Source organism: Nocardioides perillae (assembly GCF_013409425.1).
Lineage (GTDB): Bacteria > Actinomycetota > Actinomycetes > Propionibacteriales > Nocardioidaceae > Nocardioides > Nocardioides perillae.
Genome location: NZ_JACCAC010000001.1, coordinates 1,889,022 through 1,906,842 on the forward strand (window position 1 = coordinate 1,889,022; position 17,821 = coordinate 1,906,842).

Sequence of the window (17,821 nt, forward strand, 5' to 3'; positions counted from 1 at the left end):
CTTGCGTGCTGGTTCCGGCTCACACCGCGCGCGCCCGGCGCACGGTGACCCGGCGACTGAGAGGACACCCCGTGCAGAAGGACATCCACCCCGACTACGTGCCGACCCAGGTGACCTGCACCTGCGGCGCGTCGTTCACCACCCGCAGCACCGCGACGAGCGGCACGATGCACGCCGACGTCTGCTCGCAGTGCCACCCGTTCTACACCGGCAAGCAGAAGATCCTCGACACCGGTGGTCGCGTCGCCCGCTTCGAGGCGCGCTACGCGAAGGCCAAGCAGGCCCAGAAGTAGCACCTCCACGAGCGCCGGTCACCGCCCCTGCGGTGGCCGGCGCTCGTGCGTCCGGCCCTGCTCGCCCGTCCGTTGGAGGAGACCGCCCGTGTTCGAGGCCGTCCACGCCCTCGTGGAGGAGCACGCCACCCTCGAGGAGCGGCTCGCCGACCCGGCCGTCCACGCCGACCCGCGCCTGGCCAAGCGCCTCAACCAGCGCTACGCCGAGCTGTCGGCGGTCGTCCGCACCTGGCAGGAGTGGCAGCAGCTCGGTGACGACGCCGCCGCGGCGGCCGAGCTCGGCGCGGAGGACCCCGCCTTCGCGGCGGAGGCCGAGGAGCTCGCCGCGCGTCACGGCGAGGTCGCCGAGCGGCTGCGCCAGCTGCTGGCCCCGCGCGACCCCGCCGACGCCAAGGACGCGATCCTCGAGCTGAAGTCGGGGGAGGGCGGCGAGGAGTCCGCGCTGTTCGCCGGCGACCTGTTGCGCATGTACACCCGCTTCGCCGAGCAGCGCGGGTGGCGCACCGAGGTCCTCGACGCCACCGTGTCCGACCTCGGGGGCTACAAGTCGGTCACGCTCGCCGTGCAGGCCACGGGCACGCCGGGGCCCGGCGAGGCGCCGTACGCCCTGCTGAAGTTCGAGGCGGGCGTCCACCGCGTGCAGCGGGTGCCCGTCACCGAGTCGCAGGGGCGGGTGCACACGAGCGCCGCCGGCGTGCTGGTGCTGCCCGAGGCCGAGCCGGTCGACGTGGAGGTCGACGACGCCGACCTGCGCATCGACGTCTTCCGCTCCTCCGGCCCCGGTGGTCAGAGCGTGAACACCACCGACTCGGCCGTGCGCATCACGCACCTGCCGTCCGGCATCGTCGTCAGCTGCCAGAACGAGAAGAGCCAGCTGCAGAACAAGGAGCAGGCGCTGCGCATCCTGCGCTCGCGGCTGCTGGCGGCCGCCGAGGAGCAGGCCGCCGCCGCGGCCTCCGACGTGCGCCGCAGCCAGGTGCGCACGGTCGACCGCTCCGAGCGGATCCGCACCTACCACTACCCGGAGAACCGCATCTCCGACCACCGCACCGGCTACAAGGCGCACAACCTCGACCAGGTGCTCGACGGCGACCTCGGGCCGGTCGTCGAGTCGTGCGTGCGCGCCGACACCGAGGCGCGGCTCGCCGCGCTGGAGACCTCGTCGTGACGCCGCGCGGGCTGCTCGCCGCCGCGGCGGTGCAGCTCGCCGAGGCCGGGGTCGCCTCGCCGGAGGCCGACGCGCGGCTGCTCCTCGCCCACGTCCTCGCCGTGCCGCTCGGCCGGCTCCCGCTGGTCGAGGCGGTCGACGCCGACCACCAGGAGCAGTACGCCGCGCTCGTCGCCCGCCGCGCCGCCCGGGTGCCGGTGCAGCATCTCACCGGCACCGCGGCCTTCCGCCACGTCGAGCTGGCGGTGGGCCCGGGGGTCTTCGTGCCGCGCCCCGAGACCGAGCTGCTCGCGGGGTGGGCGGTGGAGCAGCTGCGCGCGCGGGTGGCAGCGGGGGAGGAGCCCGTGGTGGTGGACCTGTGCACCGGGTCGGGCGCGATCGCCCGCGCGCTCGCCGACGAGGTGCCGCAGGCGCGGGTGCACGCCGCCGAGCTGGACCCGGGCGCCCACGCCTGGGCGGAGCGCAACCTCGCCGGCACCGGGGTCGTGCTGGAGCTGGCCGACCTGGCCGCGGCCTTCCCCGAGCTCGACGGCGGGGTCGACGTCGTCGTCAGCAACCCGCCGTACGTCCCGCTCGAGGCGTGGGAGTCCGTGGCGACCGAGGCCCGCGAGCACGACCCCCACCTCGCGCTCTTCTCCGGTGACGACGGCCTCGACGCGATCCGCGCGCTCGAGGTGCGCGCGGCCGCGCTGCTGCGACCCGGCGGCCGGCTGGGCTTCGAGCACGCCGACGTGCAGGGCGCGTCCGCCCCCGCGGTGCTCACCGCCACCGGGCGGTGGGCCGAGGTGCGCGACCACCGCGACCTCGCCGGGCGTCCGCGCTTCACGACGGCGCGGCTGGCACGATGAGCCCCATGAGCGAGCGCTACCCCACCGGCACCGACGAGGAGCGCGAGGCGGCGGTCGAGGCCGCCACCCTCGCCGTGCGCCGCGGCGAGCTGGTCGTGCTGCCCACCGACACCGTCTACGGCATCGGCGCCGACGCCTTCGACCCGGCGGCCGTGCGCGCGCTGCTGGCCGCGAAGGGCCGCGGGCGCGACATGCCGCCGCCGGTGCTCATCAGCGCGGCGACCACGCTCGACGCGCTCGCGACCGCGCTGCCGGGCTACGCCCGCGCGCTGGTCGAGGAGTTCTGGCCCGGGCCGCTCACCCTCGTGTGCCGCCAGCAGACCTCGCTGCAGTGGGACCTCGGCGAGACCCGCGGCACCGTCGCCGTGCGCATGCCCGACCACCCCGTCGCGCTCGAGGTGCTCGAGCGCACCGGGCCGCTCGCCGTCAGCTCGGCCAACCTCTCGGGCAGCCCCGCCGCGACGTCCGCCGACGACGCGGAGCGGATGCTGGGGGAGTCGGTCGCGGTCATCGTCGACGACGGCCCCTCGCCGCGCCGCGACGCCTCCACCATCGTCGACGTCACCGGGGCCCAGGGGCGGGTGCTGCGCGAGGGCGCGCTGCCCCTCGAGGCGCTCAACGCCGTGCTCGAGCCGCTCGGCGCCACCCTCACCGAGGAGGGCGCGGAGGAGGAGGCGGAGGAGGCGGAGGTCGACCCCGTCCACGGCGCCGACGCACCCGCTGAGGGCACGGACCACCCCGAGCGGGCCTGACGGTCGCGTGCGCGAGTACCTCCTGGTCTTCCTCGTCGCCGCCTCGGTCACCTACCTGCTGACCGTCGTGGCCCGCGAGATCGCGCTGCGCACCGGCGCGGTCGCCGCCGTGCGCGACCGCGATGTGCACGCCGAGCCCATCCCCTACCTCGGCGGGCTCGCGATGCTCGGCGGCCTCGTCGCGGCGTACGTCGTGGCGCGCGAGCTCCCGTTCCTCTCCCGCGGGGGCGAGGAGGTGCTGCGCCCGGCCGGGGTCGTGCTGGTCGCGGGTGCGCTGATCTGCTTCGTCGGGGTGCTCGACGACATCTTCGACCTCGACGCGCTCACGAAGTTCGGCGGGCAGGTGCTCGCGGCCGGGCTGATGGCCGCCCTGGGCGTGCAGTACGTCTTCTTCCCGGGCCCGGGCGGCACCTTCTTCTCCCTCGACGCGACCCAGGGCGGCCTGCTGACCGTGCTGGTCGTGGTCGCGACCGTCAACGCGGTCAACTTCGTCGACGGCCTCGACGGCCTGGCCGCGGGGGTGGTCGGCGTGGGCGCCGTGGCGTTCTTCGCCTTCTGCTACCAGCTGGCCAACGTCAACGGCCAGAGCCTCGCGATCACCGGGGCGATCTTGAGCGTCGCGCTCGCGGGGGCCTGCACGGGCTTCATCCCGCACAACTTCCACCCCGCCCGGCTCTTCATGGGCGACTCGGGGTCGATGCTCATCGGACTGGTGCTCTCGGCGTCGGCGATCACGCTGACCGGCCAGTTCCCGGCCGGTGACCTCTCCCAGGGCGCGGGCGGCTCGGAGGCGAGCCTGCTGCCGACGCTGCTGCCGATCCTGCTGCCGGTCTCGATCCTCGTGGTGCCGCTGGTCGACCTGGTGCTGGCCGTGGTGCGCCGCACCCGTGCCGGGCGCTCGCCCTTCGCCCCCGACAAGCTGCACCTGCACCACCGGCTGCTCGAGATCGGGCACTCCCACCGCCGCGCGGTGCTGATCATGTGGTCGTGGGCCGCGCTCTTCGGCTTCGGCACGGTGCTGGTGAGCCTCGCGACCGGACCGCGGATGTGGGCCCTCCTGGGCACGATGGTCGCCGCCACGCTGGCGGCGACCTTCCTGCTGCCCGTCGTGCGCGGCGTGCCGATGCTCGACGAGGACGACACCCCCGCGCCCGAGGACGCCGCCGGCCCGCTCCCGGGCTGACCGGACCGGGGGAGCGGTCTCGAGGTACCCCGGGTACGGCCGCCCCCAGACTTTGTGCTAACTTTCACAAGCGCCCACCGAGAGGGTGGGAGCACTCGCCCGACCCCCAGCAGAACGGCCGCCACCATGACGACCGAGTCGACGCAGGCACCCCGCGGAGCAGCCGCTCCCGGCAGCGTGACCGTGCTCCTCGGCGCCGCCGTCGCCGCCCTGGTCGCCGGGCTCGTCCTCGCGCTGGTGGGTGGCACGACCACCGGCACGGCCGCGGCCTTCGGTGCCGTGGCCGGCACGCTGCTCGTGGTGGTGGTGCTGGCCGCAGGGGCCCTGACCGTGGGCCTCGTGGCCGGTGCGCTTCCGACCGCCTCGCTGCTGGTCGCGCTGCTGACCTACACCCTGCAGGTGCTGCTGCTCGGCCTGGCCTTCCTGGCGCTGCGCGACTCCGGGCTGCTCGACGGCACCCTCGACCCCCGCTGGGTCGCCGGCGGCGTCGTGGCCGGCACGCTGGTGTGGCTGGTGGCCCAGGTGGTGCTCACGGTGCGCGTGCGCATCCCCGTCTACGACCTCCCCGCGTCGAGCCCGACGCAGCCCGCTCCGAGCCCCTCGCCGGCCGCTCCGGAGGCGCCCGAGGCAGGTGCGCGGTGACCCGGCGCGGCTGCTACAGTCCGGCACGCGATGGCTCAGCCAGGACCCTCCTCCCCACGAGCGCCGCACGAGAGCTCCGACGGTCACCAGGGCGATCCCTGGCACGCCTTCGGCTACCTCGTGGCCGGTGTGCTGGTGTACGGGCTGGTCGGCTGGGGGCTGGACCGGTGGCTCGGGACCTCGTTCCTGGTGGTCGTCGGGATCCTGCTCGGTGCGGTCCTGGGCCTCTACATGACCTGGGCCCGGTTCAACCGGCCGCCCGCAGACGAGACGTAGCAGTGCAGACGACACAGGAGACACCGTGAGCCTGATCGCCACGACCGTGGTCCGTGCCGCCGAGGGCGAGGGTTTCACCGCGCCGGGGCCGAGCAGCTTCGAGTACCCCCCGATCGGTGGCTCCACCTCGGTGGACGTCCTCGGCCTCAGCATCGACCTCGCGGTCACCAAGCCGATGCTGCAGCTGGTGCTGGCCGCCGTGCTCGTCTTCGGCTTCTTCTACGCCGCGGCCCGCAAGGGCGCGATGGTGCCGGGCAAGCTGCAGTACGTCGGCGAGGAGGCCTACGGCTTCGTCCGCAACTCGATCGCGCGCGACATCATCGGCAGCCACGACTTCGCGCGGTTCGTGCCCTACCTCTTCGCGCTCTTCTTCTTCATCCTCTTCAACAACTTCATGGGCTCGATCCCGGGCATCAACTTCCCGACGTTCTCGCGCTCGGGCATGGTCTACGGCCTGGCCGCCCTGAGCTGGGTCATCTACAACGCGGTCGGCATCAAGAAGCACGGCTTCGTCGGCTACTTCAAGCTGCAGTCGGTGCCCTCCGGCGTGAAGGGCCCCATCCTCGCGCTGCTGATCCCGCTGGAGTTCCTCTCCAACATCGTCGTCCGCCCGGTCACCCTGGCGCTGCGACTCTTCGCGAACATGCTCGCGGGCCACCTGCTGATCATCCTGTTCGCGGTCGGCGGCGAGTACCTCCTGCTCGAGATGTCCGCGGCCTACGCGCCGGTCGGCATCCTCGCCTGGATCATGTTCATCGCGATCTCCTTCCTGGAGCTGCTGGTGCAGTTCCTGCAGGCCTACGTCTTCGTCCTCCTCAACGCCATGTACATCCAGGGCGCGCTGGCGGACGAGCACTGAGGCGCACGACCCGCACGACCGGCACCTCCCTCCCGACCCCCTAGTTCTCGCACCGAGAAAACCCGAAAGGAAGCATCGTGGAACTCACTGGCTCCATGAACATGATCGGCTACGGCCTGGCCGCCATCGGCCCCGGCGTCGGCATCGGTCTGATCTTCGCCGCCTACATCAACGGTGTGGCCCGGCAGCCGGAGGCCCAGGGCCGCCTGCAGTCGATCGCCATCCTGGGCTTCGCCCTCGCCGAGGCACTCGCCATCATCGGCATCGCGCTCGCGTTCGTGCTCTGACCTCGTAGGACGACAAGAAGGACCGGCCCATGCAGACGAAGAACGTGCTGGCGGCGGAGGAGCTGAACCCGCTCGTCCCGGCCACGATCGAGATCATCCTCTCGCTCGTCGTCTTCGCCATCCTGTTCTACCTGGTGAAGAAGTACGTCGTCCCGAAGTTCGAGGCGACGTACGCCGAGCGCACGCAGGCGATCGAGGGCGGCCTCGCCGCGGCCGAGACCAAGCAGGCCGAGGCCGACGCCAAGCTCGCCGAGCTCGAGAAGCAGCTCGCCGACGCCCGGCACGAGGCGGCACGCATCCGCGAGGAGGCCCGCGAGCAGGGGGCCGCGATCGTCGCGGAGATGCGCGAGCAGGCGCAGGCCGAGTCCTCGCGCATCGTCGAGCACGGCAAGACGCAGATCGAGGCCGAGCGCCAGCAGGCGATCACCTCCCTGCGTGCCGAGGTCGGCTCGCTCGCGACCGGCCTGGCCGGTCGCATCGTCGGGGAGAGCCTGGACGACGAGGCTCGCCAGAGCCGCGTGGTCGAGCGCTTCCTCGCCGAGCTCGAGAGCGACCAGTCCGCCGCGGGCGGAGCGCGCTGATGGCCTTCCGCGGAGCCTCGGCCGAGGCCGTCGCCACCCTGACCGACGCGCTGTCGGCCCGGGTGGACGGCGGGGCCGACGCCGCTCGGGTCGGCGGTGACCTCTTCTCGGTCGCCGGCGTCCTGCGCACCGAGCCGGGCCTGCGCCGGGTCGCGACCGACGCGTCGCTCGCCGCGGAGGCCAAGTCGGGGCTGGTCCGCCAGCTCTTCGCCGGCAAGGTCGACGACGCCGCGCTCGACCTGGTCGCCTCGGCCGTCGAGCGGCGCTGGACGACGACCCGCGACCTCGCGGACGCCGTCGAGCACCTGGGCGTCATCGCGGTCGTCCGCTCCGAGGCTGACGCCGGCCGCCTGGCCGACGAGCTCTTCGCCGTGGCCCAGACGGTCAAGGGGGAGCCGCAGCTGCGCGACGCCCTCTCCGACCCGTCGCGGTCCGCTGCGGACAAGCGCGGACTCGTCCGCACGCTCCTCGAGGGCAAGGCGCTCCCCGCGACCGTCGCCCTGGTCGAGCAGTCCCTGGCCGGCACCTACCGCACCGTCGGTGTGGCGCTGGCCGCGTACTCCCAGGTCGCCGCCCAGGTGCACGGGCAGGGGGTGGCCACCGTCCGCGTGGCCCGCCCGCTCTCCGACACCGACCGGCAGCGTCTGACCGACGCCCTGTCCCGCCAGCACGGCCGCGAGGTCCACCTCAACGTCGTGGTCGAGCCCGGGCTCATCGGCGGCATCCGCGTCGAGATCGGCGACGACGTGATCGACGGGACGGTGCGCAACCGCCTCGACGAGGCCACGCGCGCGCTGGCCGGCTGAGCCGACCCGTCCGCACCCCCCGGTCCCGACCGGACACCCACCCCGCCCTCGCACCGGGCACCTACAACGTGAAGGAAGAGTGATGACGGAGCTCTCTATCCGTCCGGACGAGATCCGGGACGCGCTCCAGCGCTTCGTGTCGGACTACCAGCCCGAGACCGCGAGCCGCGAGGAGGTCGGCACCGTGGCCGAGGCCGGCGACGGCATCGCCCGCGTCAGCGGCCTGCCCTCGGTCATGGCCAACGAGCTCCTCGAGTTCGAGGACGGCACGCTCGGCCTGGCGCTGAACCTCGACACCCGCGAGATCGGCGTCGTCATCCTCGGCGACTTCGCCGGCATCGAGGAGGGCCAGACGGTCCGCCGCACCGGCGAGATCCTCTCCGTGCCCGTGGGCGACGGCTACCTCGGTCGCGTGGTCGACCCGCTCGGCACCCCGATCGACGGCCTCGGCGAGGTCGAGACCGTCGGCCGCCGCGCGCTCGAGCTGCAGGCGCCCACCGTGGTGCAGCGCAAGTCGGTGCACGAGCCCCTCGCCACCGGCATCAAGGCCATCGACGCGATGACCCCGATCGGCCGCGGCCAGCGCCAGCTCATCATCGGCGACCGCGCGACCGGCAAGTCGACGATCGCGATCGACACGATCATCAACCAGAAGCAGAACTGGGAGTCGGGCGACCCGACCAAGCAGGTCCGCTGCATCTACGTCGCCATCGGCCAGAAGGGCTCCACCATCGCCTCGGTGCGCGGTGCCCTCGAGGAGGCCGGCGCGCTCGAGTACACGACGATCGTGGCCTCGCCCGCGTCCGACTCGGCCGGCTTCAAGTACCTCGCGCCCTACACCGGCTCGGCCATCGGCCAGCACTGGATGTACGAGGGCAAGCACGTCCTCATCGTCTTCGACGACCTGACCAAGCAGGCCGAGGCCTACCGCGCCGTGTCGCTGCTGCTGCGCCGCCCGCCGGGCCGCGAGGCCTACCCGGGCGACGTGTTCTACCTGCACTCCCGGCTGCTCGAGCGCTGCGCGAAGCTCTCCGACGAGCTCGGCGCCGGATCGATGACCGGTCTGCCGATCATCGAGACCAAGGCCAACGACGTCTCGGCGTTCATCCCGACCAACGTCATCTCGATCACCGACGGCCAGATCTTCCTGCAGTCCGACCTCTTCGCCTCGAACCAGCGCCCGGCCATCGACGTCGGCGTCTCGGTCTCGCGCGTGGGCGGTGCGGCGATGACCAAGGCGATGAAGGCCGTCACCGGCTCGCTCAAGGTCGACCTGGCGCAGTTCCGCGCGATGGAGGCGTTCGCGATGTTCGCCTCCGACCTCGACGCGGCCTCGCGCCAGCAGCTCGAGCGCGGCCAGCGCCTGATGGCCCTGCTCAAGCAGCCGCAGTACTCGCCGTACCCGATCGACGAGATGACGGTGTCGCTGTGGACCGGCACCACCGGCCGCCTCGACAAGGTCCCGACCGACGACGTGCTGCGCTTCGAGCAGGAGTTCCTCGACTACCTGCGCCGCTCGCACGACGGCGTGCTCGCCTCGATCCGCGAGTCGCTGAAGTTCGACGACGACACCGCCGCCGCGCTGGCCTCGGCCTACGACTCCTTCCTCGACCAGTTCCAGACCTCCGAGGGCCACTCCCTCAAGGCGGGACGCGAGGACCACGAGGCGCTGGCCGACGAGGACGTCGAGCAGGAGCAGATCGTCAAGCAGAAGCGGGGCTGACCCATGGCCGTATCGCTGCGTGAGTACCGCGCGCGGATCCGATCGACCGAGTCGATGAAGAAGATCACGCGCGCCATGGAGCTCATCGCTGCGTCCCGCATCATCAAGGCGCAGCAGCGGGCGCAGGCGGCCGCGCCGTACGCCCGCGAGCTGACCCGTGCGGTCTCGGCCGTGGCGACGTTCTCCAACGTCGACCACGCGCTGACCACCGAGCCCACCGACCCCCGCCGGGCGGCGCTGCTGATCGTGACGAGCGACCGCGGCCTCGCCGGTGCCTACAGCGCCAGCGTGCTGAAGGAGGCGGAGCGGCTCACCGAGAAGCTCCGCGAGGAGGGCAAGGAGGTCGACGTCTACGTCAGCGGCCGCAAGGGCGAGGCGTACTTCAAGTTCCGCCAGCGCCCGGTCGTGCGGGCGTGGACCGGTCACTCCGACCAGCCCACCTACGACGTCGCGGCCGAGATCGGGGCCACCCTGATCCAGGCGTTCCTCGCCGAGACCGGCGAGGCCGCCGGCGACGACGAGGCCGTGCGGGGCGTCGACGAGGTCCACGTGGTCTACACGCGGTTCCGCTCGATGCTGGTGCAGGAGCCGACCGCCGTACGCCTGCTGCCGCTCGAGGTCGTCGAGGGCACCGAGGCGCCCGGCGAGGCCGAGCTGCTCCCGCTCTACGAGTTCGAGCCGTCGCCCGCCGACGTGCTCGACTCCCTGCTCCCGCGCTACGTCCAGAGCCGCATCTTCTTCGCCCTGCTGCAGGCCGCCGCCTCCGAGCTCGCGGCCCGCCAGAAGGCGATGAAGTCGGCCACGGACAACGCCGACGAGCTCATCAAGAAGTACACACGGATCGCCAACCAGGCCCGCCAGGCCGGCATCACCCAAGAAATCAGCGAGATCGTCGGTGGCGTCAACGCCCTTGCCGACGCACAAGCCGGGAGTGAGTGAGAAATGACTGCCACTGTTGCTGAGGGCACCGAGACCAAGGGCGGCGGCGTCGGCCGGATCGCCCGCGTCATCGGCCCGGTCGTGGACATCGAGTTCCCGACCGACGCCATGCCCGACATCTACAACGCGCTCAAGGTCGAGATCACCCTCGGCGGCGAGACCAACACGATCACGCTCGAGGTCGCCCAGCACATCGGCGACGGCATGGTGCGCGCCATCTCGATGCGCCCCACCGACGGCCTGGTGCGCGGCGCCACCGTCACCGACACCGGCGAGCCGATCACGGTCCCCGTCGGCGACGTGACGCTCGGCAAGGTGTTCAACACCACCGGCGAGTGCCTCAACCTCGAGGAGGGCGAGCGCCTGGAGGTCAACGAGCGCTGGGGCATCCACCGCAAGGCGCCGGCCTTCGACCAGCTCGAGGCCAAGACCCAGATGTTCGAGACCGGCATCAAGGTCATCGACCTGCTCACCCCCTACGTGCAGGGCGGCAAGATCGGCCTCTTCGGCGGTGCGGGCGTCGGCAAGACCGTGCTGATCCAGGAGATGATCGCGCGCGTCGCCAAGGACCACGGTGGTGTGTCGGTCTTCGCCGGCGTGGGTGAGCGCACCCGCGAGGGCAACGACCTCATCGCGGAGATGGAGGAGGCGGGCGTCCTCGGCCAGACCGCGCTCGTCTTCGGCCAGATGGACGAGCCGCCGGGCACCCGCCTGCGCGTCGCGCTGTCGGCCCTGACGATGGCGGAGTACTTCCGCGACGTGCAGCAGCAGGACGTGCTGCTGTTCATCGACAACATCTTCCGCTTCACCCAGGCCGGGTCCGAGGTCTCGACCCTGCTCGGCCGCATGCCCTCCGCGGTGGGCTACCAGCCCAACCTCGCCGACGAGATGGGTCAGCTCCAGGAGCGGATCACCTCGACGCGCGGTCACTCGATCACCTCGCTGCAGGCGATCTACGTGCCCGCCGACGACTACACCGACCCCGCGCCGGCCACGACCTTCGCGCACCTCGACGCCACCACCGAGCTCTCGCGCGAGATCGCCTCGCTCGGCATCTACCCGGCCGTCGACCCGCTGACGTCCACCTCGCGCATCCTGGACCCGCAGTACATCGGCCAGGCGCACTACGACTGCGCGATCCGCGTGAAGCAGATCCTGCAGCGCAACAAGGAGCTCCAGGACATCATCGCGATCCTCGGTGTCGACGAGCTCTCCGAGGAGGACAAGGTCATCGTGACGCGGGCGCGCCGCATCCAGCGGTTCCTCTCGCAGAACACCTACGTCGCCAAGCAGTTCACCGGCATCGAGGGCTCCACGGTGCCCGTGGCCGACACCATCGAGGCGTTCAACAAGATCGCCGACGGTGAGTACGACCACGTGGCCGAGCAGGCGTTCTTCATGTGCGGCGGTCTCGACGACGTCGAGGCCAAGTGGGCGGAGATCCAGAAGAACCTGTGACCGCCACCCACCCGACAACCCCAGGAAGGACAGCACCGTGACCGACGCGCTGCAGGTCGAGCTGGTCTCCGCGGACCGCCTCGTGTGGTCGGGCGAGGCCACGCAGGTCATCGCCCGCACCACCGAGGGCGACGTGGGCATCCTGCCCGGCCACGCCCCGCTGCTCTCGCTGCTCGTCGACGGCGTCGTCGACGTGCAGACCGCCGAGGGGGAGACCTGGGTGGCCGCGGTCAGCTCGGGCTTCCTCTCCGTGGCGGCCGGGCGGGTCTCCGTGCTCGCCGAGTACGCCGAGATGTCGCACGACATCGACCTCGAGAAGGCGCGCCACGACCTCGAGCGAGCGCAGGCGGCCGGCGAGGACGACGAAGCCGCGATCCAGGCGGTCCGCCTGGCCGAGGCCCGGATCCGGGCGGTCGAGAAGGCCTCCTGAACCACCCCGGACGGGCGCGGCGCACGCCACGCGGCCACGCCGTCGCCCGACCGTCGTCACCGGCGCCGACCCCCTGCGGGGTCGGCGCCGGTGGCCGTTAGGGTGAGCGCACCCTCGCAGGCGCGGTCGGGACAGGCGCGGTCGGGACAGGCGCGGTCGGGACAGGAAGGCGGTGCGGCGATGCCGTGGTGGCAGTGGCTGCTCGACGTCGCGGGCCTCCTGCTGCTGCTGCTCGTCCTCTACGGTGTCGCGCTGGTCGTGCGCCGGCGCTACCTCTCGCGCCACGGCGGCACCTTCGAGCTCAGCCACCGCGTGCGTGCCGACCGCCACGGTCGCGGCTGGGTGCTCGGGCTGGGGCGCTACTCCGGCGAGGAGCTCGAGTGGTTCCGCATCTTCTCGCTCTCGCCGCGACCGCGCCGGGTCTGGCGCCGCCGCGAGCTGCGCTACACCGACCGCCGCGAGGCGCGGGGCGTGGAGCAGATGAGCCTCTACGCCGAGCACGTCGTCGTGCGCTGCGCGACGCCGCACGGCGAGGTCGAGATGGCGATGAGCCCCTCCTCGCTCATGGGCTTCCAGTCGTGGCTGGAGTCCGGACCGCCCGGGGCGAGCTGGGAGTCCGGCCCCGTCCGCTGAGCCGGGCGAGGGGCTGCGGCTCAGTCGCGGCCGAGGGCCGCCTGGGTCTCGACGACGAGGGTGACGAGAGCGTCGAGGTGGGCCTGCACGCGCTCCTCGAGGGGGAGCGGCACCTCGTCGTCGCCGAGGTGGTCGACGACCGGCACGACCATGACGACCGCGGTCGTCGGCCCGTCCTCGGGGTAGGCCGCGAGCGTCGCCTCCTCGGACTCGCGCACGACCACGTGCAGCGCGACGTCGTCGACGAGCGCCCGGCGGCGCTGGAACTCCGGGTCGACCGCGAGCAGTGCGACAGCGGCGTCCCACGCCGGATCGGCGCTCGGCAGGGGGTCGGCCGCGGGGTCGTCCTCGGCCTCGCCGACCCGCGGTGCCTCGACCTCCGGCGGCACGACGGCCGCGCGCCAGCGCAGGGTCAGGCCGAGCGCGGTGTCCAGCGCGTCGTCAGCCACGCTCGCCACCGGGCACCCACAGCACGTCGCCGCGCTCGAGGTTGGCGTGGCGGGCGAGGATGAAGAGCAGGTCGGAGAGCCGGTTGAGGTAGGTGATCGCGACCTTGTTCATCGTGGCCTCGTGCTCCGCCCAGGCGGCCCAGGCCGAGCGCTCGGCGCGCCGGCAGACGGTGCGGGCGACGTGCAGCTGCGCCGCGGCCGGGGTGCCTCCGTTGAGGATGAAGGAGCGCAGTGGAGTGAGGTGCTCGTTGTACTCGTCGCACCACGCCTCGAGCCGCTCGACGTAGTCGGGGAGGACCCGCAGCGGCGGGAACTCCGGGTCGGGCACCACCGGCGTCGCGAAGTCGGCGCCCACGTCGAAGAGGTCGTTCTGCACCCGCGTCAGGAGGGTGACGACCGCGTCGTCGAGCCCGCCGGTGGCCAGCGCCACGCCGACGTGCGCGTTGGTCTCGTCCACGTCGGCGTACGCCGCGAGGCGGGTGTCGGTCTTCGACGTCAGGCTCATGTCGCCGAGCCTGGTCTCGCCGGCGTCGCCGGTGCGGGTGTAGATCCGGGTGAGGTTGACCATGAGCGCACCCTAGCCGCGGCACGCACGTCCGGCGCCCGCTCGTCGCACCACGAGCCCCAGCCGCCCCACGCGTCACGTACCGGACGGCGGAGGCCTCCGGTGCCCGGAAGCCGGTCGATCTGCTCCTGCGCGCCGCCGTGACGGTGTGGGTGCAACCCGACGGGGTACTTCTGCGTCACATTCGTGACAGGCGTCGCACGGGCGGCGTCGGCGCACAGGTGCCCGAGCGGCTCGGGCACCGGCAAGGGGCAGGCATGACCACGAGCGTCCACACCCTCTCCGACGTCGGCGCGACCGGCGACGCCGACGGCGCCACGATCCGGCTGGTCGGGTCCTTCGACGCCCGCTGCACCGCCGAGGTGCGCGACGCGCTCCACGCCCTGCTGGCCGAGCACCGCACCGTGGTGGTCGACCTCGCCGAGGTGCACGGGGTCGACCTCACCGCGCTGCGGGTGCTGGCCGCGGCGAGCCACCAGGCGCAGCGCGAGGGCCACCACGTCGTCCTGCGCGGCTGCGGTCCCGCGGTGCGCCGCCTGCTGCACCTCAGCCACCTGATCCGGGCCGTGGAGGTCGAGCGCGTGGCGGTCCCGGCCTGAGGTCCGCGCTGACTCCGGACCGACGAGGCCCCGCCGGCCGTGTGGCGTGCGTCGCACGGGGTTACCGACGAGTCGCCTGCGCCCTAGTCTGCCCCTCATGAGCAGCGAGAAGCGCGAGAAGGACCGTCCCTGGGTCATGCGGACCTACGCCGGCCACTCGACGGCGAAGGCGTCCAACGCGCTCTACCGCGGCAACCTCGCCAAGGGCCAGACCGGTCTCTCGGTCGCCTTCGACCTGCCGACGCAGACGGGCTACGACCCCGACGACGCGCTCGCGCGCGGCGAGGTCGGCAAGGTCGGCGTGCCGGTGCCGCACCTCGGCGAGATGCGCGCGCTCTTCGACGACATCCCGCTCACCGGGATGAACACCTCGATGACCATCAACGCCACGGCGATGTGGCTGCTCGCGATGTACCAGGTGGTGGCCGAGGAGCAGAACCCCGACCTCTCGCCCGAGGAGGTCGCCGCGCAGCTCGCCGGCACCACGCAGAACGACATCATCAAGGAGTACCTCTCGCGGGGGACCTACGTCTTCCCGCCCGAGCACTCGCTGCGCCTGATCAGCGACATGATCGCCTACACGGTCCACCAGATCCCGAAGTGGAACCCGATCAACATCTGCAGCTACCACCTGCAGGAGGCCGGGGCCACGCCGACGCAGGAGCTCGCCTACGCGCTGTGCACCGCGATCGCCGTGCTCGACCAGGTCAAGGCCGCCGGGCAGGTCTCCGACGAGGACTTCCCCCGGGTCGTCGGCCGCATCTCCTTCTTCGTCAACGCGGGGGTCCGCTTCGTCGAGGAGACCTGCAAGATGCGGGCCTTCACCCAGCTGTGGGACGAGATCACCCGCGAGCGCTACGGCGTCGAGGACCCCAAGATGCGCCGCTTCCGCTACGGCGTGCAGGTCAACTCGCTCGGCCTGACCGAGGCGCAGCCCGAGAACAACGTGCAGCGCATCGTGCTGGAGATGCTGGGCGTCACGCTCAGCAAGGACGCCCGCGCCCGCGCCGTGCAGCTGCCGGCGTGGAACGAGGCGCTCGGCCTGCCGCGGCCCTGGGACCAGCAGTGGTCGCTGCGGCTGCAGCAGGTGCTGGCCTACGAGTCCGACCTCCTGGAGTACGACGACATCTTCGCCGGCTCGCACGTCGTCGAGGCGAAGGTGGCCGAGCTCGTCGCCGGTGCCCGGGAGGAGATCGACCGGGTGCAGGCCATGGGCGGCGCCATCGCGGCCGTCGAGTCCGGCTACATGAAGCAGGCGCTCGTGAGCGCCCACGCGGCCCGTCGGGCGCGCATCGAGTCCGGCGAGGAGAAGATCGTCGGCGTCAACTGCTTCGAGACCACCGAGCCCTCGCCGCTGACCGCCGACCTCGACACCGCGATCCAGGTCGCCGACCCCGAGGCCGAGCGGGCCGCCCGGCGCAGCGTGGAGGAGTGGAAGGCGCAGCGCGACGAGACCGAGGTGACCGCCGCGCTCGAGCGGCTCGCCGCCGACGCGAAGAGCGGCGTCAACCTCATGGAGGCCACGCTCGCCGCCGCCCGGGCCGGTGCGACGACCGGCGAGTGGGCCGGCACGCTGCGCGAGGTCTTCGGCGAGTTCCGTGCCCCCACCGGCGTCAGCGGCGCCGTCGGCGTCGCCGAGGCGGGCGCCGACCTCACCACGGTCCGCGAGCGGGTCAGGGCCACGGGCGAGGAGCTCGGCGGTCGGCTGCGCCTGCTCGTCGGCAAGCCCGGTCTCGACGGGCACTCCAACGGCGCCGAGCAGGTCGCCGTGCGTGCCCGCGACGCCGGCTTCGAGGTGGTCTACCAGGGCATCCGGCTGACCCCGGAGCAGATCGTCGCGGCCGCGGTCGCCGAGGACGTCCACTGCGTCGGCCTGTCGATCCTCTCGGGCTCCCACATGGAGCTGGTCCCGACCGTCCTCGAGGGGCTGCGCGACGCCGGGCTCGGCGACGTGCCCGTCATCGTCGGCGGCATCATCCCGACCTCGGACGCCCGGCGCCTCGAGGAGCAGGGCGTGGCGGCGGTCTACACCCCGAAGGACTTCGGGCTGACCGAGATCATGGGCGGCATCGTCGAGGTCATCCGCCGGGCCCACGGCCTCGACTGAGCCCGGCCACGACCGGTCGGCCCCGGCCCCGCCCCCTCAGTCGGCCGGGCACGACAGCTCGCGGCACAGCCACGCGTCGAGGAGCCGACGTGTGGTGGCCGCGCTCGCCTCGAGCGGGAGGGCGCTGCCCGCGCCCTCGACCACGGCCTCGTCGATCTCGAAGGCGTTGGCGAACGACGCCCGGTGCGCCGCGCGTGCCTCGGGGGCGTTGAGCGCGTCTGCCCCGCCGTAGAGCAGGAAGAGCTTGGCCTGCAGCTCACCGGCGAGGGCGTTGTTGGTCGCGACGAGCGAGGCCAGGCTCAGCGCGTCGCCGCACGGGTCGGGGTTGCGCAGGCGGCTCGCGGTCGCCTGCACCGCGGGGGAGGCGGTGGCGAAGAGCAGGGAGCGGAAGTCCTCGGCGGTCGCGCCGAAGAAGGCGTAGTTGGTGCGCTCGTCGACGCGGTCGCCGCCGGAGGCGCAGCGCTGGTGCTGGTCGCCGACCTCCTGCACGGCCGCGGGGGTCGGACCCTGGTTGGTCCACGACATCTGCACGGTGCCCGCGACGTCGCGCCACGTGGCCGCCTCGAGCTGCGCGATGGCCGCGCCCACCGAGTGGCCGACGGTCACGACGTGCCCGGCCCGCTTGCGCGGGATGCGGGCGGTGCAGCGACCGGTGCGCAGCTGCTGCACCACCTGGTGGAGCATGTCGGCCTGCGCCCCGAAGCACGTGCCGCTGCCGTCGAGCAGGGCGCTGCCGCTGCTGTCGTAGCCGAGCCGGTCGAGCACCACCGAGACGTGCCCGCGGCGCGCCAATTGCCGGGCGTGGTCGACCGCGGGGTGCCGGCCGAGGTTCCAGAACCACCGGCCGGTCGTCACGTCGTGCACGTGCAGGAGCACCCGGAACATCTCGAAGGGGCGCTGCAGCTCGCGACGCTGCGCGAGGAGGCGACCGCGGAGCACGTAGGTCTCGCCGTCGGCGACGCAGGGCATCGCGGTGCGGTTGGTGTTGGTGACCCGGAAGGCGACGGGCCGGCTCACCACCTCGTCGAGGTCGACGCGTCGGCGCGGCGTCAGGGCGACCCGGGCCGCGGGCTGGGCGGACGCCGCAGCGGGCGCCGGCCCGCCGCTGGCGGGCGGGGTCGCGACCAACGCGACGGGCGCAGTCAGCAGCAGCGCGGTGGCGAGGCGGGTCAGGGCACGAGCGCGGCGGGGGGTCCGGCGGGTGCGGTGCAGGGGGGACACGG

General features: G+C 72.8%; 21 protein-coding genes. 18 read left to right on the plus strand and 3 right to left on the minus strand.

The annotated features are described in order from the left end of the window. Window positions 1-71: 71 nt before the first annotated feature. From rpmE to BJ989_RS08825, 16 genes are all read left to right on the plus strand, one after another. Window positions 72-293 carry a 50S ribosomal protein L31 gene (gene rpmE, locus BJ989_RS08750; RefSeq protein WP_179517876.1) on the plus strand — a complete coding sequence of 74 codons (222 nt, stop codon included), beginning with the start codon at window positions 72-74 and terminating at the stop codon, window positions 291-293. Between the two features lie 88 nt (window positions 294-381). Continuing rightward, window positions 382-1,461: a peptide chain release factor 1 gene (gene prfA, locus BJ989_RS08755; protein WP_179517877.1), complete on the plus strand. Its 1,080-nt coding sequence runs from the start codon at window positions 382-384 to the stop codon at window positions 1,459-1,461. After that, a complete protein-coding gene (prmC, locus tag BJ989_RS08760; RefSeq protein WP_179517878.1) occupies window positions 1,458-2,309 on the plus strand; it encodes a peptide chain release factor N(5)-glutamine methyltransferase in 852 nt (283 codons plus the stop codon). Before prfA ends, prmC begins: the two co-directional genes overlap by 4 nt. Before the next feature lie 5 nt (window positions 2,310-2,314). After that, window positions 2,315-3,061, plus strand: a complete 747-nt coding sequence (locus tag BJ989_RS08765) for an L-threonylcarbamoyladenylate synthase (RefSeq protein WP_179517879.1) — start codon at window positions 2,315-2,317, stop codon at window positions 3,059-3,061. A gap of 7 nt (window positions 3,062-3,068) precedes the next feature. Beyond that, window positions 3,069-4,244 carry an MraY family glycosyltransferase gene (locus BJ989_RS08770; RefSeq protein ID WP_179517880.1) on the plus strand — a complete coding sequence of 392 codons (1,176 nt, stop codon included), beginning with the start codon at window positions 3,069-3,071 and terminating at the stop codon, window positions 4,242-4,244. A 126-nt stretch (window positions 4,245-4,370) separates the two neighbouring features. After that, on the plus strand, window positions 4,371-4,886 hold the full coding sequence (locus BJ989_RS08775) for a hypothetical protein (protein ID WP_179517881.1): 516 nt from the start codon (window positions 4,371-4,373) through the stop codon (window positions 4,884-4,886). A gap of 30 nt (window positions 4,887-4,916) precedes the next feature. Next, window positions 4,917-5,162 (plus strand): AtpZ/AtpI family protein, encoded by a 246-nt coding sequence (locus BJ989_RS08780; RefSeq protein ID WP_179517882.1) that lies wholly within the window; start codon window positions 4,917-4,919, stop codon window positions 5,160-5,162. Window positions 5,163-5,187: 25 nt separating this feature from the next. After that, complete coding sequence (gene atpB, locus BJ989_RS08785; RefSeq protein WP_343049210.1) at window positions 5,188-6,021, plus strand: F0F1 ATP synthase subunit A; 834 nt, start codon at window positions 5,188-5,190, stop codon at window positions 6,019-6,021. Between the two features lie 95 nt (window positions 6,022-6,116). Further along, window positions 6,117-6,308: an ATP synthase F0 subunit C gene (gene atpE, locus BJ989_RS08790; protein ID WP_218849224.1), complete on the plus strand. Its 192-nt coding sequence runs from the start codon at window positions 6,117-6,119 to the stop codon at window positions 6,306-6,308. A gap of 29 nt (window positions 6,309-6,337) precedes the next feature. Beyond that, window positions 6,338-6,889, plus strand: a complete 552-nt coding sequence (locus BJ989_RS08795) for a F0F1 ATP synthase subunit B (RefSeq protein WP_179517884.1) — start codon at window positions 6,338-6,340, stop codon at window positions 6,887-6,889. Then, window positions 6,889-7,695, plus strand: coding sequence for a F0F1 ATP synthase subunit delta (locus tag BJ989_RS08800; RefSeq protein WP_179517885.1), 807 nt, complete (start codon window positions 6,889-6,891; stop codon window positions 7,693-7,695). The genes BJ989_RS08795 and BJ989_RS08800 overlap by 1 nt, the downstream gene beginning before the upstream one ends. An 82-nt stretch (window positions 7,696-7,777) precedes the next feature. Beyond that, window positions 7,778-9,418: a F0F1 ATP synthase subunit alpha gene (gene atpA, locus BJ989_RS08805; RefSeq protein WP_179517886.1), complete on the plus strand. Its 1,641-nt coding sequence runs from the start codon at window positions 7,778-7,780 to the stop codon at window positions 9,416-9,418. A 3-nt stretch (window positions 9,419-9,421) separates the two neighbouring features. Next, window positions 9,422-10,357 carry a F0F1 ATP synthase subunit gamma gene (locus BJ989_RS08810; protein WP_179517887.1) on the plus strand — a complete coding sequence of 312 codons (936 nt, stop codon included), beginning with the start codon at window positions 9,422-9,424 and terminating at the stop codon, window positions 10,355-10,357. Window positions 10,358-10,360: 3 nt separating this feature from the next. Continuing rightward, window positions 10,361-11,815: a F0F1 ATP synthase subunit beta gene (atpD, locus tag BJ989_RS08815; RefSeq protein ID WP_179517888.1), complete on the plus strand. Its 1,455-nt coding sequence runs from the start codon at window positions 10,361-10,363 to the stop codon at window positions 11,813-11,815. A gap of 37 nt (window positions 11,816-11,852) precedes the next feature. Beyond that, window positions 11,853-12,245, plus strand: coding sequence for a F0F1 ATP synthase subunit epsilon (locus tag BJ989_RS08820; protein ID WP_179517889.1), 393 nt, complete (start codon window positions 11,853-11,855; stop codon window positions 12,243-12,245). Window positions 12,246-12,425: 180 nt separating this feature from the next. Further along, window positions 12,426-12,878, plus strand: coding sequence for a DUF2550 domain-containing protein (locus tag BJ989_RS08825; protein WP_179517890.1), 453 nt, complete (start codon window positions 12,426-12,428; stop codon window positions 12,876-12,878). A 20-nt stretch (window positions 12,879-12,898) separates the two neighbouring features. Here BJ989_RS08825 and BJ989_RS08830 read toward each other — a convergent pair whose 3' ends face one another. Beyond that, window positions 12,899-13,327, minus strand: coding sequence for a hypothetical protein (locus BJ989_RS08830; RefSeq protein ID WP_179517891.1), 429 nt, complete (start codon window positions 13,325-13,327; stop codon window positions 12,899-12,901). Continuing rightward, window positions 13,320-13,895 (minus strand): cob(I)yrinic acid a,c-diamide adenosyltransferase, encoded by a 576-nt coding sequence (locus BJ989_RS08835; protein WP_179517892.1) that lies wholly within the window; start codon window positions 13,893-13,895, stop codon window positions 13,320-13,322. The genes BJ989_RS08830 and BJ989_RS08835 overlap by 8 nt, the downstream gene beginning before the upstream one ends. Before the next feature lie 254 nt (window positions 13,896-14,149). Here BJ989_RS08835 and BJ989_RS08840 point away from each other — a divergent pair, with 254 nt between their 5' ends. Next, window positions 14,150-14,491: an STAS domain-containing protein gene (locus tag BJ989_RS08840; RefSeq protein ID WP_179517893.1), complete on the plus strand. Its 342-nt coding sequence runs from the start codon at window positions 14,150-14,152 to the stop codon at window positions 14,489-14,491. A gap of 97 nt (window positions 14,492-14,588) precedes the next feature. Beyond that, window positions 14,589-16,598, plus strand: a complete 2,010-nt coding sequence (locus BJ989_RS08845; RefSeq protein ID WP_179517894.1) for a protein meaA — start codon at window positions 14,589-14,591, stop codon at window positions 16,596-16,598. Window positions 16,599-16,634: 36 nt separating this feature from the next. Here the strand turns inward: BJ989_RS08845 and BJ989_RS08850 are convergent, their stop codons facing one another. Further along, on the minus strand, window positions 16,635-17,819 hold the full coding sequence (locus BJ989_RS08850; protein WP_179517895.1) for an alpha/beta hydrolase family protein: 1,185 nt from the start codon (window positions 17,817-17,819) through the stop codon (window positions 16,635-16,637). Window positions 17,820-17,821: the final 2 nt, after the last annotated feature.

Bases quoted from the DNA above. Each gene is read 5' to 3' on its own strand.
- BJ989_RS08765 (WP_179517879.1), top strand. From the start codon at position 2,315: ATGAGCGAGCGCTACCCCACCGGCACCGACGAGGAGCGCGAGGCGGCG.
- BJ989_RS08775 (WP_179517881.1), top strand. From the start codon at position 4,371: ATGACGACCGAGTCGACGCAGGCACCCCGCGGAGCAGCCGCTCCCGGC.
- BJ989_RS08780 (WP_179517882.1), top strand. From the start codon at position 4,917: ATGGCTCAGCCAGGACCCTCCTCCCCACGAGCGCCGCACGAGAGCTCC.
- atpE (WP_218849224.1), top strand. From the start codon at position 6,117: ATGAACATGATCGGCTACGGCCTGGCCGCCATCGGCCCCGGCGTCGGC.
- BJ989_RS08795 (WP_179517884.1), top strand. From the start codon at position 6,338: ATGCAGACGAAGAACGTGCTGGCGGCGGAGGAGCTGAACCCGCTCGTC.
- BJ989_RS08800 (WP_179517885.1), top strand. From the start codon at position 6,889: ATGGCCTTCCGCGGAGCCTCGGCCGAGGCCGTCGCCACCCTGACCGAC.
- atpA (WP_179517886.1), top strand. From the start codon at position 7,778: ATGACGGAGCTCTCTATCCGTCCGGACGAGATCCGGGACGCGCTCCAG.
- BJ989_RS08810 (WP_179517887.1), top strand. From the start codon at position 9,422: ATGGCCGTATCGCTGCGTGAGTACCGCGCGCGGATCCGATCGACCGAG.
- atpD (WP_179517888.1), top strand. From the start codon at position 10,361: ATGACTGCCACTGTTGCTGAGGGCACCGAGACCAAGGGCGGCGGCGTC.
- BJ989_RS08825 (WP_179517890.1), top strand. From the start codon at position 12,426: ATGCCGTGGTGGCAGTGGCTGCTCGACGTCGCGGGCCTCCTGCTGCTG.
- BJ989_RS08835 (WP_179517892.1), bottom strand. From the start codon at position 13,895: ATGGTCAACCTCACCCGGATCTACACCCGCACCGGCGACGCCGGCGAG.
- BJ989_RS08840 (WP_179517893.1), top strand. From the start codon at position 14,150: ATGACCACGAGCGTCCACACCCTCTCCGACGTCGGCGCGACCGGCGAC.
- BJ989_RS08845 (WP_179517894.1), top strand. From the start codon at position 14,589: ATGAGCAGCGAGAAGCGCGAGAAGGACCGTCCCTGGGTCATGCGGACC.